This is a genomic window from Acinetobacter sp. RW6 (assembly GCF_041956835.1).
Taxonomy (GTDB): domain Bacteria; phylum Pseudomonadota; class Gammaproteobacteria; order Pseudomonadales; family Moraxellaceae; genus Acinetobacter; species Acinetobacter calcoaceticus.
In genome coordinates, this window is record NZ_CP167121.1 from 488,545 (window position 1) to 503,671 (window position 15,127).

The 15,127-nt window shown below is 38.9% G+C and carries 20 protein-coding genes; 5 read left to right on the forward strand and 15 right to left on the reverse strand.

Annotated features, from left to right (window positions below):
• The first annotated feature begins 9 nt into the window (after positions 1-9).
• From ACB088_RS02175 to ACB088_RS02185, 3 genes are all read left to right on the forward strand, one after another.
• Positions 10-1,215: a multidrug effflux MFS transporter gene (locus ACB088_RS02175; RefSeq protein WP_375037877.1), complete on the forward strand. Its 1,206-nt coding sequence runs from the start codon at positions 10-12 to the stop codon at positions 1,213-1,215.
• 200 nt (positions 1,216-1,415) lie between these two features.
• Positions 1,416-1,541: a KGW motif small protein gene (locus ACB088_RS02180; RefSeq protein WP_375037878.1), complete on the forward strand. Its 126-nt coding sequence runs from the start codon at positions 1,416-1,418 to the stop codon at positions 1,539-1,541.
• Between the two features lie 70 nt (positions 1,542-1,611).
• A complete protein-coding gene (locus ACB088_RS02185; RefSeq protein ID WP_375037879.1) occupies positions 1,612-1,932 on the forward strand; it encodes an NGG1p interacting factor NIF3 in 321 nt (106 codons plus the stop codon).
• Here ACB088_RS02185 and ACB088_RS02190 read toward each other — a convergent pair.
• Entirely contained in the window at positions 1,925-2,725 is an 801-nt protein-coding gene (locus tag ACB088_RS02190; protein WP_003650247.1) for an enoyl-CoA hydratase-related protein, read from the reverse strand. The genes ACB088_RS02185 and ACB088_RS02190 overlap by 8 nt on opposite strands.
• A 109-nt stretch (positions 2,726-2,834) precedes the next feature.
• On the opposite strand from ACB088_RS02190, the gene ACB088_RS02195 reads away from it, so the two are divergent.
• On the forward strand, positions 2,835-3,410 hold the full coding sequence (locus ACB088_RS02195) for a nicotinate-nicotinamide nucleotide adenylyltransferase (RefSeq protein ID WP_375037880.1): 576 nt from the start codon (positions 2,835-2,837) through the stop codon (positions 3,408-3,410).
• A gap of 11 nt (positions 3,411-3,421) precedes the next feature.
• Here ACB088_RS02195 and ACB088_RS02200 read toward each other — a convergent pair whose 3' ends face one another.
• From ACB088_RS02200 to dapD, 8 genes are all read right to left on the reverse strand, one after another.
• The gene (locus ACB088_RS02200; protein ID WP_004643686.1) at positions 3,422-3,784 is read right to left on the reverse strand and encodes a glyoxalase superfamily protein; all 363 of its coding nucleotides are present in this window, start codon (positions 3,782-3,784) and stop codon (positions 3,422-3,424) included.
• A gap of 12 nt (positions 3,785-3,796) precedes the next feature.
• Complete coding sequence (locus ACB088_RS02205; RefSeq protein ID WP_375037881.1) at positions 3,797-4,366, reverse strand: CAP domain-containing protein; 570 nt, start codon at positions 4,364-4,366, stop codon at positions 3,797-3,799.
• Positions 4,367-4,484: 118 nt separating this feature from the next.
• Positions 4,485-4,946: a peroxiredoxin gene (locus ACB088_RS02210; protein ID WP_017387864.1), complete on the reverse strand. Its 462-nt coding sequence runs from the start codon at positions 4,944-4,946 to the stop codon at positions 4,485-4,487.
• A gap of 18 nt (positions 4,947-4,964) precedes the next feature.
• Positions 4,965-5,651: a diphthine--ammonia ligase gene (locus ACB088_RS02215; RefSeq protein ID WP_375037882.1), complete on the reverse strand. Its 687-nt coding sequence runs from the start codon at positions 5,649-5,651 to the stop codon at positions 4,965-4,967.
• A gap of 96 nt (positions 5,652-5,747) precedes the next feature.
• The gene (locus ACB088_RS02220; RefSeq protein WP_003650267.1) at positions 5,748-6,164 is read right to left on the reverse strand and encodes a hypothetical protein; all 417 of its coding nucleotides are present in this window, start codon (positions 6,162-6,164) and stop codon (positions 5,748-5,750) included.
• Positions 6,165-6,180: 16 nt separating this feature from the next.
• Entirely contained in the window at positions 6,181-6,849 is a 669-nt protein-coding gene (gene queC, locus ACB088_RS02225) for a 7-cyano-7-deazaguanine synthase QueC (protein ID WP_004643680.1), read from the reverse strand.
• A gap of 40 nt (positions 6,850-6,889) precedes the next feature.
• Positions 6,890-7,600: a 7-carboxy-7-deazaguanine synthase QueE gene (queE, locus tag ACB088_RS02230; protein WP_017387867.1), complete on the reverse strand. Its 711-nt coding sequence runs from the start codon at positions 7,598-7,600 to the stop codon at positions 6,890-6,892.
• A gap of 78 nt (positions 7,601-7,678) precedes the next feature.
• A complete protein-coding gene (dapD, locus tag ACB088_RS02235) occupies positions 7,679-8,500 on the reverse strand; it encodes a 2,3,4,5-tetrahydropyridine-2,6-dicarboxylate N-succinyltransferase (RefSeq protein WP_004643678.1) in 822 nt (273 codons plus the stop codon).
• A 295-nt stretch (positions 8,501-8,795) separates the two neighbouring features.
• On the opposite strand from dapD, the gene carO reads away from it, so the two are divergent.
• Positions 8,796-9,524: an ornithine uptake porin CarO type 4 gene (carO, locus tag ACB088_RS02240; RefSeq protein ID WP_375037883.1), complete on the forward strand. Its 729-nt coding sequence runs from the start codon at positions 8,796-8,798 to the stop codon at positions 9,522-9,524.
• 90 nt (positions 9,525-9,614) lie between these two features.
• On the opposite strand, the gene ACB088_RS02245 is transcribed toward carO, so the two are convergent.
• The 6 genes from ACB088_RS02245 to ACB088_RS02270 all read right to left on the reverse strand — a co-directional run bounded on the left by ACB088_RS02245 (position 9,615) and on the right by ACB088_RS02270 (position 15,081).
• Positions 9,615-10,538, reverse strand: coding sequence for a CysB family HTH-type transcriptional regulator (locus tag ACB088_RS02245; RefSeq protein WP_003650277.1), 924 nt, complete (start codon positions 10,536-10,538; stop codon positions 9,615-9,617).
• Positions 10,539-10,566: 28 nt separating this feature from the next.
• Positions 10,567-11,628, reverse strand: a complete 1,062-nt coding sequence (locus ACB088_RS02250) for a sulfate/molybdate ABC transporter ATP-binding protein (protein ID WP_375037884.1) — start codon at positions 11,626-11,628, stop codon at positions 10,567-10,569.
• An 11-nt stretch (positions 11,629-11,639) separates the two neighbouring features.
• A complete protein-coding gene (gene cysW, locus ACB088_RS02255) occupies positions 11,640-12,524 on the reverse strand; it encodes a sulfate ABC transporter permease subunit CysW (protein ID WP_375037885.1) in 885 nt (294 codons plus the stop codon).
• Positions 12,521-13,354: a sulfate ABC transporter permease subunit CysT gene (cysT, locus tag ACB088_RS02260; protein ID WP_003650283.1), complete on the reverse strand. Its 834-nt coding sequence runs from the start codon at positions 13,352-13,354 to the stop codon at positions 12,521-12,523. The genes cysW and cysT overlap by 4 nt, the downstream gene beginning before the upstream one ends.
• Positions 13,355-13,434: 80 nt before the next feature.
• The gene (locus ACB088_RS02265; RefSeq protein WP_056481452.1) at positions 13,435-14,043 is read right to left on the reverse strand and encodes an alpha/beta hydrolase; all 609 of its coding nucleotides are present in this window, start codon (positions 14,041-14,043) and stop codon (positions 13,435-13,437) included.
• Positions 14,044-14,073: 30 nt separating this feature from the next.
• Positions 14,074-15,081, reverse strand: coding sequence for a sulfate ABC transporter substrate-binding protein (locus ACB088_RS02270; RefSeq protein WP_375037886.1), 1,008 nt, complete (start codon positions 15,079-15,081; stop codon positions 14,074-14,076).
• Between the last annotated feature and the right edge of the window lie 46 nt (positions 15,082-15,127).

The following is a 15,127-nucleotide window of genomic DNA, read 5'->3' on the forward strand; positions in this document are numbered from 1 at the left end:
AGAAGAAAAATGAAATCAAAAATCCATTTCCGTGAGTTTGCTTTGCTCATGGCATTACTTATGTCGATTGTTTCTTTTTCTATTGATGCAGTTTTACCTGCTTTAGGTGAGATTGGACGTATTTTTGAATTAAAAAATAATAACCAGTCGCAATGGGTCATCATTGGTATTTTTTCTGGAATGACAATCGGACAGCTGATTGCGGGACCGTTATCCGATGCTATTGGACGCAAACGGATTTTATTCACAGGAATTATTATTTATTTTCTGGGAAGTTTATTGTGCTTTTCCACACAAAGTTTTGAATGGTTCTTAGTCGGGCGCTTTATTCAAGGTATCGGTGTTTCAGGGCCTTATGTTGCCTCTATTTCAATCGTTAGAGATAAATACAGCGGAGCTCAAATGGCTCGCATCATGTCTTTAATTATGATGGTGTTTATGGTTGCTCCAGCAATTGCACCGAGTTTAGGACAACTCATTATTTATTTCTTTGGTTGGCGTGAAATCTTTGTTTTATATATGGTCTATGCCACAGTTGTGGGAGCATGGGTCGCTTTACGACTAGAAGAGACTTTACTTCCCGAAAATCGTTTACCTATGCGTATAAAAGCATTTAAGGAAGGCTTTAAAGAGGTCGTAAGTAATAAAACCACCATGAGCTATCTATTGTGTGCTGGCTTCTGTTTTGGTGGATTTATTGGTTATTTAGGAACTTCACAGCAAATATTTATGCAGCAGTTTGGTAAAACAGGGCAAGAGTTTAGTGCTTACTTTGCTGTACTTGCGGGTGTGATGGGAATCGCATCATTTACAAACTCTAAAATTGTCATGAAGTTTGGTATGCGTCCAATCTGTATTTATGGCTTTCTTGGACTGTGCTTAATTTCTTTGATTTTCTTGTTGATTCAACTTGCGGGTGTAACGGTATCATTTTGGATGTTTATGCTTTATGCCTGCATTTTGTTTTTATTGTTTGGAACCCTCTTTGGTAATTTAAATGCGATTGCAATGGAACCGATGGGACATGTTGCTGGAATGGCATCGGCTATTATTGGTGCAGCTTCCTCTGTACTGTCACTTATTCTTGCTTCTATCATTGGGCAGTTATATAACGGTACATTAGTTCCAATGACCTGTGGTTTTGTGATTTTGTGTGGTTTAGCTTTTGCTATGACAATATATGAGAATAGATATTTAAAGAAATCGGATGCTTAAAATTATAAAGATGAAGATAGATTACTGAATTTTAAACTTTTCTTCAGACTAAGAGTTGCATATGGATGAGTGCTGTTCTTTTAAGCGTTTTAGACAACTTATGAGACTATAGACATAGAGCTATTTATCCCCGTATGCTTGGTTCGAGGTTGGTTCAATTTTTGCTTTCTCTGTAACAACGATAAAAATCGGAGATCAAAATGATGAAAAACAAATATCACATAAGAACGTTTTATAAAAAAGATAAGGGCTGGCACTGGTTCGGTTTAGCGCTTGCCATTCAAATCTTATTTATTGGAGTAAATTATTTAGCAATGATGAGCTGACTTTGCTTCTAAAGCTTTCTTAACGGTATGATCTAAACCTTGTTCATAAAAGTTTTGAGTCATTCTTGTTATGTTAAAGCTGATTTATTACGTACCTGAGTCACATCTTGAGTTAACTAAACAAGCCATTTTCTCTGCTGGTGCAGGTGGTATCGGTAATTATGAACACTGCGCATGGCAAGTAAAAGGAATAGGGCAGTTTAAGCCAGTTAAGGGAGCTGATCCTTATATCGGGCAGCTAGATGAACTTGAACAAGTTGATGAGTGGCGTGTTGAAACAATTGTGCTTGAAGAAAAAGCAAATGCGGTAGCGAAAGCATTAAAGGCAAGCCATCCTTATGAAGAGCCTGCCTTTGAGTTTATTCAAATCATAGAAATTGATTTTAATTAAACTGAGAGAAATCTGGTTTACGTTTTTGCATAAATGCTTGAACAGCCTCTAGCATTTCCGGTGAGCGCACACGTTGCATAAAGATTTCAGCTTCATGATCAACACATTCGATAATCTGTTCTAAATTATGCTTCATGAGTGCTTTGGTTTGTTTCAATGATGCAAGAGGCAAGGCCGTTAATTGTTGAGCAGTTTGTTGAGCTGAAACATAAGCATCTTCAACCACTTCATTAACTAAACCTGCTTGCACCGCAGTTTCTGCATTAAACTTTTTCGCAGTAAATAGAAGCTCAGCTGCTTTATGGTAGCCAGCTTGTTGAACCAGTAATTGACTTGCGCCACCTTCAGGAGAAAGACCTAGGCTTACAAATGGAATTTGGAAAAGAGCGGTGTTGTCAGCGAAAACCAGATCTGCATGCAATAAAATTGTAACGCCAATACCAATTGCAACGCCTTTTACCGCAATGATAAGTGGTTTTGATAATTTGGCAGCGGCTTTAAGTAAAACGAATGGTGGGACTTCTCCTGCTGGGCCGATGTTAGGATTTTGTACAAAACCCATAAAATCTTTCATGTCATTGCCAGCTGTAAAATCTTGTTCTACACCGCGTAGAACGACTACTCTAACTTCTTTATTGAGATCGGCTTCATTCAGTGCTTTGGCAATCCATAAATAAAGTTCGCCGTACAATGCATTTTTTGCATCTGGGCGATTTATGGCTAAGGTGAGTACGCCACCTTCTAAATTTGCGTTTAAATGTTGATGAGGTTGTTGAATACAGCTAAGTGTCATCGTACTATCCTTGCTTTAAACCACGTTGTTAATTTTTAGGTTCTCATTATGGCGCATATTTTTTGTAATGAGCGTTACTGATGAGTTCATAAAAAGTGAAAATCTAATTATGTATAAATTTGACTATCTCGTTTTTATAGGTCGCTTTCAACCATTTCATTTGGCTCATATGCAGACAATTGAAATTGCCTTACAGCAAAGCCACTATGTGGTTTTGGCATTAGGCTCTGCGCAAATGGAACGTAATATTAAAAATCCATTTCTTGCGATTGAACGAGAGCAAATGATTTTATCTAATTTCTCATTAGATGAGCAAAAGCGTATTAAATTTGTGCATGTGGTTGATGTTTATAATGATGAAAAATGGGTGAAACAAGTCAAATCTTTAGTGAATGGTGTGATTGAACCGAACTCAAAAGTAGGTTTGATTGGACATTTTAAAGATGAGTCTTCTTATTATTTAAAACTTTTCCCTGAATGGATTATGGTTGAACTCGATAGTTTAAAAGATTCTATTTCAGCTACTCCGATGCGTGAGGCTTATTATCGTGGTGAAATCCAAACTGAATTTTTTCCTGTAGGAACCATTCAGTTTTTGGATGAATTTCAAAAAACACGTGTTTATCAGCAATTGCAGAAACGATTTGAAGAGGACGATCTCTCTAATCTAGATGAGTTTGAATAAGAGCATATAGCTTAAGCATCTGCCCAAAAGATAATTCGGTTGGAAAACGGATCGGTGATACTGAGTTCAAGTGTTTCCCAATCTGTTTTTTCAACCTGAGGTTTGGCGAACTTATAATCTTTTTGACTCAATTCGCTATGCAACTCATAAATAGGTTCCCAATAAATGCGGATTGCGCTATGTGGGCTTGCATCTCCAAAATGCTCAGATAAATGAATAACGCAATCATCTTTGGAAATTTGTAGATATAACGGAAAGTTATCTTCAAATTGATGTTGCCAATCAAGTTGAAAACCTAAGAATTCAAGATAAAATGATTGGGCCAAATCAACATCAAAAATTCTTAAAATTGGGGTGATTGAACCTGATTGCATCATTTTTTCCTTTTAACGTGTACCAAATTGTTGAGTCCAATAGCTCTTTTGCTTTACAGACTGATCAGAAGCACAAGCGATTGCGTAAGTTGTAAATTTGGGATTCATTAGATTACTACAATGTAGGGGACTCGGCAGCCATTTAGACATAACTTCACTCAAAGTTTTCTGGCCACTAGCGACATTTTCACCATTGGCTTTACCGAGAGTATTATAGCGTTTTAAACGTGCTTTTAAGTCTAGTCCTGTTGAACTCACATGTCCGAGAAAGTTATGTTTTGCCATATCTTCACTATGAGAAAGTGCACCTTTATATAAATTATTATTCCAACTCAGCGGTTTAGCAGCAAGGAAAAATTGTTGACCACACTGGCGTGATTGTTGGCGGATCTGGTTAATTGTATTAAGTATGGCTTGTTGATAAGCCGGATTCTGTAAATCTTGGCAGCTTATTTCATTGGAATTTTTCTGAATTTGAGCAATTGGTGGGGTGGTGCCAGTTGGCATTGGTAATGTATTTGCACTACATGCGCAGATAAAAAGAGTCAAAGGCAGTAAAGAGTAATTTTTGAGTAGACTCATGTGAACGCCTTAAAATAATTATTCTAATGTTTTTATCATACGCCAAAGTAAAATTATTGAGCAATTCTTTGCAATAAAAAAGCGAGTTCGATACCCGCTTTTTTATTGCATACGTTTATTAAGCCGATTGAAGGGCTTTTAGGTCTTCAAGTACTTGTTCAGCATGTCCTGCTGCTTTGACTTTACGGTAGCTTTTAACTAAGGTTTTGTTATGGAAAATGAAAGTAGAGCGTTCAATTCCCATAACTTTTTTGCCATACATATTTTTTTCTTTAATAACATCAAAATGATTACAAAGTACTTCTTCTTTGTCGCTAATGAGGTCAATCGTGAGCGCTTGTTTTTCAGTGAAGTTTTGATGTGCCTTTACCGAGTCGCGTGAAACACCGAAAATACGTGTACCCAAAGCTTCAAATTGGTCTTTTAAACAAGAGAAACCGACTGCTTGTGTTGTACATCCAGGGGTTGAATCTTTTGGGTAGAAATAAATGATTAACCATTCATTTTCGACCTCGGCCAAGTTCACTTCACCGTGGGTAGTAGGGAAAACCTGATTTGGTAATTGAATATTCTCAGTCATTTCTCATCCTTCAAAAAGCTAAATTTGATCTAATTCAAGTGGTAAAAAAGCATATTCTTCATGATAAACAATATCGAGCTTTCTTACAGGAATTGGTTTGTTAAAAATTGGACCGTCAATCACAGTTGTATGAAATTCACCGCCTTCACCACATGGATCAATACCGCGATTCTCAAGTTCTTGGATATATTCTAAGGTTAAAGTTTTCCCTAGATCTCCAATTTTCATGCCTAGTTTTAAGTTCACTGTCACAATGACACTACGGAAACCAAGATTGATAAACTCTTCAACAACCTCACGATGTGGACGTAGCCAAAGAGGCATGCCTAATTTGAGTCCTACTTGTTGAGTGATCCGATCATGCCAACACTCATGTTCAGGCATATCAAGGTCACCTGTAACGAGTACCTCGGCACCTTGTTGTTTTGCATGAGTTAGTAATTCAATAAATTTAGCTTCATAGTCATTCCAACTTGATGAGGTCATAAATACGGGTAGGCCGATTGCTTTAGCTTGTGCTTGAATAATATCAAGTGGCATAGCATGTGAACGAGAGCGCTGGCCTTGTTCTTCCAGCATGACGATGAGTCCACTAACCGTACCAGTTTGCATTGAATGGTAGAGTGCAAGGGAGCTGTCTTTACCCCCACTAAATGAGACAATAGACTGTTTGTTAATTGCGTTGGTTTTCCATTGTTCTTGCATGATTTATTTCAAATGAATTGGTCAAGATCGATTTTATTTTAACAGAGCTACAAAAAAGCCTGCATAAATGCAGGCTTAATTTGGAATAACAAAAGCTTATTTTTTAGGAGCTTGTTGTTGAGCTGCTTTCATAGCATCTTCAGTTAATTTTTCAAGCTTAGTTGTTAACTGAGGACCGAAACATGCTTTAAGATCACGGTTTTGTTGTTGTACAAATCCTAGAGAGCTTGGGCTTTTCTTCGCATTGATTGCACTTTGGATTTCCCATTTTTGTGCTTCAGTTACTTTACCTTGTGCTTCAACTTGGCAGCTACAGAATTTGCTAACTTCAGATGAACTTAGTTTGCCGCCTTTAGCTGTTTGATCTTTACAAACGTTAACTAATGCACCTTTAACGTTAGTACTTTTATATGCTGCTTGTACTGGGTTTTCCGCAGCATGTGCTGCACCAGCCATAAGAGCAACAGTTGAAAACAAAGATGAAAGAATAAGATTTGATTTTAACAACTTCATAAATTTTACCTACTTATTACGGTATATAGCGTGTTGGGTCGGCAACACCGGCCTCGATAAAGCCTTCTTTACGCAAACGGCAACTGTCACATTTACCACACGCACGTCCTTGAGCATCTGCTTGGTAGCAAGATACCGTTTGACTATAGTCTACGCCATGTTCAATCCCTAAACGTATAATATTCGCTTTGGATAAATGTAACAGGGGTGTTTCAAATTTAAGTGGTTTTCCTTCCACGCCAGCTTTTGTTGCTAAACGTGCCATATTGGCAAAAGCGTCAATAAATTCAGGGCGACAATCAGGATATCCTGAATAATCAACGGCATTGATACCAATAACAATCGCTTCAGCATTGAATACTTCTGCTGCTGCTAAGGCATATGAAAGAAAAATTGTGTTACGTGCTGGTACATAAGTTACAGGAATACCTTCTTGTAACTGTTCTGGTACGGCAATGTTGTGGTCTGTAAGTGCAGATCCACCTAAATTAGCCAAATCAATATTAATTACACGATGTTCAACACCTGCACGTTGAGTTAATGCTTTTGCTGCATCGAGTTCAGTGGTTGAGCGTTGACCATACATAAAACTAATAGCAATACATTCATAGCGTGCTTGTGCCCAAGCTAGGCAAGTGGTTGAGTCTAAGCCGCCTGAAAGTAAAACAATGGCACGAGGGCGCATATTTTTCTCCATATTCGGAATGATTTATTTTATTGAGTGATTAGCGACCTGATTCGTCATTCCACAGCAGTTTATGTAACTGAAGTTGGAAACGAACGGGTAATTTATCATCCAGTATCCACTGTGCCAGATCACGTGCTAGACGTGGCAGGCCAACAGCACCTTTTTCAACTGCAAAGGCAGGGGAGAACCAAACGGTACTGACTTTTTTATGCAGTTGATATTTTTCAACTTGTTGCTTTGACCATTCATAATCTTCGCGGTTACAAATGACGAATTTAATTTGGTCATGCGCAGTCAAATGATCAAGATTGCTGATGAGGTTACGATGTTCCTCACCAGAAGTTGGAGTTTTTAAATCGAGAACTTTAGAAACACGCGAATCTACTTTTGAGACATCGAGCGCGCCACTGGTTTCTAAAGAAACATCAAAGCCAGCTTCACATAGACGTTGTAATAAAATCAAACAGTTTGGCTGTGCAAGTGGCTCACCACCAGTTACACAAATATAAGGTGTTTGAAATTGTGTAGCTGTTTCAATGATATGCTCAAGTGAAAAACGTTCACCACCTTCAAAAGAATAAGTGGTATCACAATAGCTACAACGTAATGGACAGCCCGTTAGACGAATAAATACAGTCGGTAGGCCAGAGGCATTTGCTTCACCCTGCAACGAGTAAAAAATCTCGGTAATGCGTAAACCGGACGCAGGGTCTGAGACAGGAATTGCAGAGGAACGTAAGGAAGCCATTCTAGAAATACCACACTATATAAAAAATAAAATCTCTACGATCAGTGTTGACCGTAGAGATGTTTGATCAAACTGAAATTAGTCAGCGCGTAACAAATCGTTCAAACTTGTTTTTGCACGTGTTTGTGCATCAACTTTTTTCACAATAATTGCAGCATATAAGCTGTATTTACCATCAGCAGACGGCAAGCTACCTGCTACAACAACTGAACCTGCTGGAACGCGACCATAATGGATTTCGCCAGTTGCGCGGTCATAAATTTTAGTCGATTGACCAATGAAAACGCCCATTGAAATTACTGAGCCTTCTTCAACAATAACGCCTTCAACGATTTCTGAACGCGCACCGATAAAGCAGTTGTCTTCAATAATGGTTGGGTTAGCTTGTAATGGTTCTAAAACACCACCGATACCTACACCACCAGACAAGTGAACATTTTTACCGATTTGGGCACATGAACCTACAGTTGCCCATGTATCAACCATTGTGCCTTCATCTACGTAAGCGCCGATGTTGACATAAGATGGCATTAACACTACGTTTTTAGCTTGGAAGCTACCACGACGTGCTACAGCAGGAGGAACAACCCGAACACCTGCTGCTTTAAATTGTTCTTCAGTCCAACCAGAGAATTTAGTTTCAACTTTGTCGTAGAAACGAAGATCACATGACTCGATTGGTTTATTGTCATTGAGTTTAAATGATAATAAAACAGCTTTTTTTAACCATTGGTGAACAACCCATTCACCATTGATTTTTTCAGCAACTCGAAGTGTACCGTTATCTAAACCAGCAATTGCTTCTTCAACAGCTTGGCGAATTTCGCTTGGGCAATCTGCTGCAGTAAGGTTTGCGCGGTCTTCAAATGCTTGCTCAATGATCGTAGAAAGCTGAGACATGATCTTCCTTCCATAAAAAATTTTAAAGATTTTACACTAATTTGTGACAAGAATCTTTGAAAAAACGTGTTACGTTTAATTGCTGCTATAAATGGGTTAAATGAAATTAAGCTTATTAGATAATCAAGTGTTTTTTACACAAAAATGATTAGAAAATAAAAATTTAACTCAATTTGTATCAAAAAATAACAGAAATCTAGCATTTTTTGTATAAAAAAGAATCTAAGCTGTCTTTATTATGATTTCAGTCACAAGATGAATAAATTAAAAACAGAGCCTTTTTGAGGAGAAAACCATGAAAGTATTACGTGTATTAGTAACAACTACTGCTTTATTCGCTGCTGGAGCAGCAATGGCAGATGAAGCAGTTGTTCATGACAGCTATGCATTTGACAAAAACCAATTAATTCCTGTGGGGGCGCGTGCTGAGGTAGGTACAACTGGTTACGGCGGTGCTTTATTGTGGCAAGCAAACCCATATGTAGGTTTGGCACTTGGTTATAATGGTGGTGACATTTCTTGGCGAGATGACTTATCAATTAATGGTACGAAATATGACGTTGATATGGATAATAACAACGTTTATTTGAATGCTGAAATTCGTCCTTGGGGTGCAAGCACTAACCGTTGGGCTCAAGGCTTATATGTAGCAGCTGGTGCAGCATACCTTGATAATGATTATGATTTAAGCAAACGTTCACAAGACGGTACTATTAAAGTAAATGGTAATAATTATAACTTTAATGGTTCAGTTGATGGTAAATTAAGTTATAAAAATGATATTGCCCCTTATGTAGGTTTGGGTTTTGCACCTAAGATCAATAAGAACTGGGGTGTATTTGGTGAGGTTGGTGCATATTACACAGGTAACCCAAGTGTAAATCTTAAATCAAATGGTACATTTGTTAATGTTAACGGTGCTGACTTTGATAAAGACTTACGTGCAGAAGAAAATAAAATCGCGAATGACGATAAATACCAATGGTTACCAGTTGGTAAAGTTGGTGTGAACTTCTTCTGGTAATAAATACAAAAAAAACGAGCTTCGGCTCGTTTTTTTTTGCTTCTAATAAAATAAAAGAGCTAAAAAGCTCTTTTATTTATTTTTGAATCTTTATTCATCTGGATAAGCAATTTTCTTAAGGGCTTTAATATCGGCATCAGGTGAGCATAAAGAAATAAACTCGTAACCATAACCGCGTAATAGATGACCTTTACGAACCGCAATCCATGTTGTATTGACACCAAAAATATCAGTTTTAGTTTGTTTTAAACGATGATCACGCTCTGTGTCGTAAGCTACGGCATTAACAATTCCGACTCCCATGCCCAATTCGACATAAGTCTTGATAACATCCGCATCAAGAGCTGACATTACGATATCTGCATCAAGGTGAGCTTCTTCAAAGGCTTTGTCAATTTTAGATCGACCAGTAAAGCCGCCATGATAAGTAATGAGTGGATAGTCCGCTAAAAGTTCAAGCGTAATCTTGTCTGCCTTCACTAAAGGGTGATTTTGCGGTGTGATAATACTGTGTTGCCATTGATAGTAAGGAATACTTGCTAGATTTTCTTCAGTCGTTAAAGACTCTGTAGCAATTCCAATATCAGCCTCACCTTGTAAGAGCATTTCTGAAATTTCAACAGGGCTGGCTTGTTGTAAAATCAAATGAACTTTAGGAAATAACTTCTTAAATTGATTGACGATTGGAGGCAGTACATAACGTGCCTGAGTATGGGTCGTCGCAATCGTTAATGTCCCTTCATCAACTTTATTAAAGTCTTCCGCAAGACGTTTAATATTTTCAGCATCAACTAACATGCGTTCAACGATGCCAAGAAGAGATTGTCCTGGTTCGGTTAAACCTAAAAGACGTTTACCTTTTCGTATAAAAAGTTGTACACCTAGCTCATCTTCTAAATCTTTAATATGTTTACTTACACCCGATTGAGACGTGTAGAGCGCAGCTGATGCTTCGGTTAAGTTAAAGTTTTGGCGTACAGTTTCTCGGATAATTCTTAATTGTTGAAAGTTCATTCACACTTTTCCTTACCAAATATATTTCTTAAGCAACTTGATCTGCAAATAAGTGCAGTTGAGATGCACTTATCCAAACGGTTTGATTCGGTTTAAACGCATGTAATTTTGCAGCTTCATTGCTTAGAGCAATCTCAATTAAACGTCCATTACGGTCTTGTAATTCCGCCACAACTTTTCCAGCAATCCAGATTTCACGTACAAAAGTCGCTTCAATAGTATTAGCCTGCGGTTGCGAGTGAATATGTAACTCATCTGGACGGGCAAAAGCAATCACTTTTCCTTGAGGCGCCTCAACTAACGTTGGTAATTGAATACGGTCATTGCCAATACGGATAATACCGCCTGTGTTTTCACCTTCAAAACGATTTGCTTGACCTAAGAAATCAAATACAAATGGTGTTGATGGTTTTTCATAAACTTCACGAGGTGAACCAATCTGCTCTACATTACCTTTATTCATTACAATAATCTGATCGGCAACTTCAAGTGCTTCTTCTTGATCGTGGGTTACGAAAATTGAAGTAATATGCAATTCATCATGTAAGTTGCGTAACCAGCGGCGTAATTCCTTACGAACTTTGGCATCTAGCGCACCAAATGGTTCATCAAGTAATAATACTCGTGGCTCTACTGCCAAGGCGCGAGCTAAAGCAATACGTTGACGTTGTCCGCCCGAAAGCTGAGCAGGGTAGCGGTCTGCCAAAAATCCAAGTTGAACTAGATCAAGTAAACGAGTCACACGTTTTTTAATTTCAGCTTCTGAAGGACGTGTTGCACGTGGACGAACACGTAAACCAAAGGCAATATTGTCAAATACCGTCATGTGACGGAATAAAGCATAGTGCTGAAATACAAAGCCGACCTGACGCTCACGCACATGTACATTGGTTGCATCTTCGCCTTCAAGTAACACTTGACCGCCATCAGCCGACTCTAGGCCCGCAATAATACGAAGTAGGGTTGTTTTACCGCAACCAGATGGGCCGAGTAGGGCAACCAGTTCACCTTCAGGAAAATCTAGGGAAATATTTTTAAGCGCATGGAATGCACCAAAGTGTTTTTCAATATTTTTAACTTGAATACTCATGATTTCATTCCTTACGAATCAGTTGAATGTGGTTCTGGTTTGTCTTGATGTAGTTCTAACCACGTTTTCAATACCAGTGTTAATAGGGCTAAGAAAGCAAGTAATGAGGACACGGCAAATGCTGCGCTAAAGGTGTACTCGTTATATAAAATTTCGACATGAAGTGGGAGGGTATTGGTTTCACCACGGATGTGGCCAGAAACTACAGATACTGCGCCGAACTCACCCATTGCACGGGCATTACATAGAATCACGCCGTAAATTAAACCCCATTTAATGTTTGGTAGAGTGACCTTCCAAAAGGTTTGCCATCCTGATGCACCGAGTACAATCGCTGCTTCTTCTTCTTCAGTTCCTTGAGCCTCCATGAGTGGAATTAACTCACGTGCGACAAATGGAACAGTAATAAAGATGGTTGCTAAAACAATTGCAGGTACGGCATATAAAACCTTAATGTCATGATCCATTAACCAACCGCCAAACCAGCCTTGCGCACCAAAAATCAACACAATCATTAAACCTGCAATAACAGGTGAAACCGAAAAAGGCATATCAATGATGGTGGTTAAAATTGCCTTACCTCTAAACTGGAACTTAGAGACAGCCCATGCAGCGCCAACACCAAATATCACGTTAATTGGTACAGCAATTGCTGCGGTTAATAAGGTCAATTTCACTGCCGAGAGCGTGTCTGGATCAATCAACGCTTGAACATAGACCTCAAGTCCTTGTTTAAATGCTTCTACAAAAACCAGAATGAGGGGCAACATCAAGCAGCTTAAGAAAAAAATTAGAGCCACGGTAATGAGCGTGTAACGTACCCAAGTTGGTTCACGTGTCGCATCTCGTGATTGCAATTTAAACGCGAGTGCATTGCTGTCAGTATGTAGGTTCATGTGACATTTCTCCCTGTACGACGGTTTGCCCACGCTTGAAGTAAATTAATGGCAAATAAAATGATGAAAGAGAGAACTAACATGACCGCAGCAATCGTTGTTGCACCTGCATAATCATATTCTTCAAGACGTGAAATGATCATGAGTGGAGCAATTTCTGTTTTAAACGGCTGGTTACCCGCAATAAAAATAACTGAACCATATTCACCCACACCGCGGGCAAATGCTAAAGCAAAACCTGTGAACAGAGCTGGTAGTAATATCGGTAAAATAATTTTAGTAATTGTCTGCCAGCGATTTGCGCCAAGTGCTGAAGCTGCTTCTTCAAGCTCAGTTTCGATATCACTGAGTACTGGTTGAACTGTTCTTACAATGAATGGAATGCCAATGAATACCAATGCCAACGTAATACCGATTGGGCTATATGCAACCTGAATGCCTAGGGGCTCTAGATATTGACCAATCCAGCCAGTAGGTGCATAGAGTGAGGTAAGTGCAATACCTGCAACTGCAGTTGGAAGAGCAAAAGGTAGATCGACTAATGCATCAACCAGACGTTTCCCCGGGAAGTTGTAACGTACAAGGCACCAAGCCAGAAGTAAGCCAAACACAACATTAATAAATGCTGCTATTAAAGCTGAACTAAAACTGAGTTGAAGCGATTTTAAAATACGTTCAGACGTTAAAATTTCCCATAATCCGTCCCATCCAATTCCAAATGATTTGATAAAGACTGCGGCTAATGGAATAAGCACAATAAAAGACACATAGGCGAGGGTGAAGCCCAAAGATAGACCAAACCCAGGCAGCACTCGGGATCGCTGCGACATGATATTTCCTCAAAGAGAAAAGCCTGCTGAAATCAGTAAGCGAATAAATAAAGATAAACGGTGCGATATAAAGATGGGTATTAAGCAAATTTCAAAGAGAAATGAGTTTTTACCGGGTCGATAGATGAGTGACTACACATCGAATCTTCTGGAATCAGATAATTCAGCAAATCTGGAAATGGTCCAAAACCTGAAGCAACATTAATATGGCCGACTTCACCAAGATTAACTGGATTTAATTTCCACGACTTAGCAAGTTGTAAAGCATCAAAAAAGCCGAGCCAAGGATCATTTTCACTAATGAGCAGAGATGTTGGGACATCAATTTTTAACTGATGAAAATATGCTTTGTAGTCGGTCAAACTATGGCGGGCAAAACCAGCTTCCCCAAAGCGTGCTGGATTTGCTGGAGCAACCAAAATAAGTTTCTTAACTTGGCTCTTTAACTCTGGATATTCAGCTAAAGCGGCAACACTGGTTAAGCAACCAAAACTATGCGCAACAATTTGTACAGGAGCTTGCGCTACTTGAACTGTTTTAACGAATTGTTCAACCCATTCACTTAATACTGGTCTATCCCAGTTTTTTTGCTCAACACGAGAACTAGACACGAGTTGACGCTGCAACCAAGATTGCCAATGCTGATGTTCACTTCCACCTACACCCGGAACAATTACAGTGTGAATCATGTCTGTTCTCCTTATCTTTAGTACAAAGAATTACTTCTCTGTACTATTGATTTTCACGATTTGATCGAAAACACCACCATTGTCAAAGTGTTGTTTTTGTACCTTCGTCCAACCACCAAATTCTTTGTCGATGGTTACAAGCTTCAATGGCTTAAATACATTGCTGTATTTCTTAAGAACGGCTGCATTACGTGGACGGTAGAAGTTACGTGCTGCAATTTCTTGGCCAGCTGGTGAATACAGGTAGTTGAGGTAACCTTTTGCAATCGTGAGATTGCCTTTTTTAGTCGCATTCTTTTCAACAATTGCAACTGGAGGCTCAGCTAAGATCGAAAGAGAAGGGGTAATAATTTCAAATTTGCCCGGCTGTTCGCGAAGCGCTAAATGTGCTTCATTTTCCCAAGCCAGTAACACATCACCAATGCCACGTTCAGCAAAAGTAGTGGTTGCGCCACGAGCACCCGAGTCTAGGACTTTAGTATGTTTATAAATTTGACGAACATACTCTTGTGCTTTTGCATCATTACCACTTGGTTGATGTTTTGCCCAAGCCCAAGCTGCAAGATAATTCCAACGAGCGCCACCAGAAGTTTTTGGGTTTGGTGTAATAATTTCTACGCCTGGTTTAATTAAATCAGCCCAGTCTTTAATTTGTTTAGGGTTACCCTTACGCACTAAAAACACAATTGTTGAGGTGTATGGGGTTGAGTTTTGTGGCAGTTTTTTCTGCCAGTCCGTTGGGAGTAATTTTGCTTTTTCAGCAATTTCATCGATATCTGCTGCAAGTGCTAATGTCACTACATCTGCATTTAAGCCATCGATAACAGCACGTGCCTGTTTACCAGAACCACCGTGTGATTGTTTAAACTCAATATCTTGACCAGTACGTTGTTTCCAGTAAGTACCGAACTGTTTATTGAAATCTGTATATAACTCACGAGTAGGGTCGTAAGAGACGTTTAAAAATTCTTGAGCTGCAAATGATGAAACTGAAAGAAGTGCAGCAATAACCCCGACTTTTAACTGAGAAAAACGCATGAGATAATCCCTCAAAAAATATGAAATGTTCAAAACATGAACGCAG

Excerpts from the sequence above, each read along its gene's own strand:
- ACB088_RS02175 (WP_375037877.1), top strand. The coding sequence starts at position 10 with ATGAAATCAAAAATCCATTTCCGTGAGTTTGCTTTGCTCATGGCATTA.
- ACB088_RS02180 (WP_375037878.1), top strand. The coding sequence starts at position 1,416 with ATGATGAAAAACAAATATCACATAAGAACGTTTTATAAAAAAGATAAG.
- ACB088_RS02185 (WP_375037879.1), top strand. The coding sequence starts at position 1,612 with ATGTTAAAGCTGATTTATTACGTACCTGAGTCACATCTTGAGTTAACT.
- ACB088_RS02190 (WP_003650247.1), bottom strand. The coding sequence starts at position 2,725 with ATGACACTTAGCTGTATTCAACAACCTCATCAACATTTAAACGCAAAT.
- ACB088_RS02195 (WP_375037880.1), top strand. The coding sequence starts at position 2,835 with ATGTATAAATTTGACTATCTCGTTTTTATAGGTCGCTTTCAACCATTT.
- ACB088_RS02200 (WP_004643686.1), bottom strand. The coding sequence starts at position 3,784 with ATGCAATCAGGTTCAATCACCCCAATTTTAAGAATTTTTGATGTTGAT.
- ACB088_RS02205 (WP_375037881.1), bottom strand. The coding sequence starts at position 4,366 with ATGAGTCTACTCAAAAATTACTCTTTACTGCCTTTGACTCTTTTTATC.
- ACB088_RS02210 (WP_017387864.1), bottom strand. The coding sequence starts at position 4,946 with ATGACTGAGAATATTCAATTACCAAATCAGGTTTTCCCTACTACCCAC.
- ACB088_RS02215 (WP_375037882.1), bottom strand. The coding sequence starts at position 5,651 with ATGCAAGAACAATGGAAAACCAACGCAATTAACAAACAGTCTATTGTC.
- ACB088_RS02220 (WP_003650267.1), bottom strand. The coding sequence starts at position 6,164 with ATGAAGTTGTTAAAATCAAATCTTATTCTTTCATCTTTGTTTTCAACT.
- queC (WP_004643680.1), bottom strand. The coding sequence starts at position 6,849 with ATGCGCCCTCGTGCCATTGTTTTACTTTCAGGCGGCTTAGACTCAACC.
- queE (WP_017387867.1), bottom strand. The coding sequence starts at position 7,600 with ATGGCTTCCTTACGTTCCTCTGCAATTCCTGTCTCAGACCCTGCGTCC.
- dapD (WP_004643678.1), bottom strand. The coding sequence starts at position 8,500 with ATGTCTCAGCTTTCTACGATCATTGAGCAAGCATTTGAAGACCGCGCA.
- carO (WP_375037883.1), top strand. The coding sequence starts at position 8,796 with ATGAAAGTATTACGTGTATTAGTAACAACTACTGCTTTATTCGCTGCT.
- ACB088_RS02245 (WP_003650277.1), bottom strand. The coding sequence starts at position 10,538 with ATGAACTTTCAACAATTAAGAATTATCCGAGAAACTGTACGCCAAAAC.
- ACB088_RS02250 (WP_375037884.1), bottom strand. The coding sequence starts at position 11,628 with ATGAGTATTCAAGTTAAAAATATTGAAAAACACTTTGGTGCATTCCAT.
- cysW (WP_375037885.1), bottom strand. The coding sequence starts at position 12,524 with ATGAACCTACATACTGACAGCAATGCACTCGCGTTTAAATTGCAATCA.
- cysT (WP_003650283.1), bottom strand. The coding sequence starts at position 13,354 with ATGTCGCAGCGATCCCGAGTGCTGCCTGGGTTTGGTCTATCTTTGGGC.
- ACB088_RS02265 (WP_056481452.1), bottom strand. The coding sequence starts at position 14,043 with ATGATTCACACTGTAATTGTTCCGGGTGTAGGTGGAAGTGAACATCAG.
- ACB088_RS02270 (WP_375037886.1), bottom strand. The coding sequence starts at position 15,081 with ATGCGTTTTTCTCAGTTAAAAGTCGGGGTTATTGCTGCACTTCTTTCA.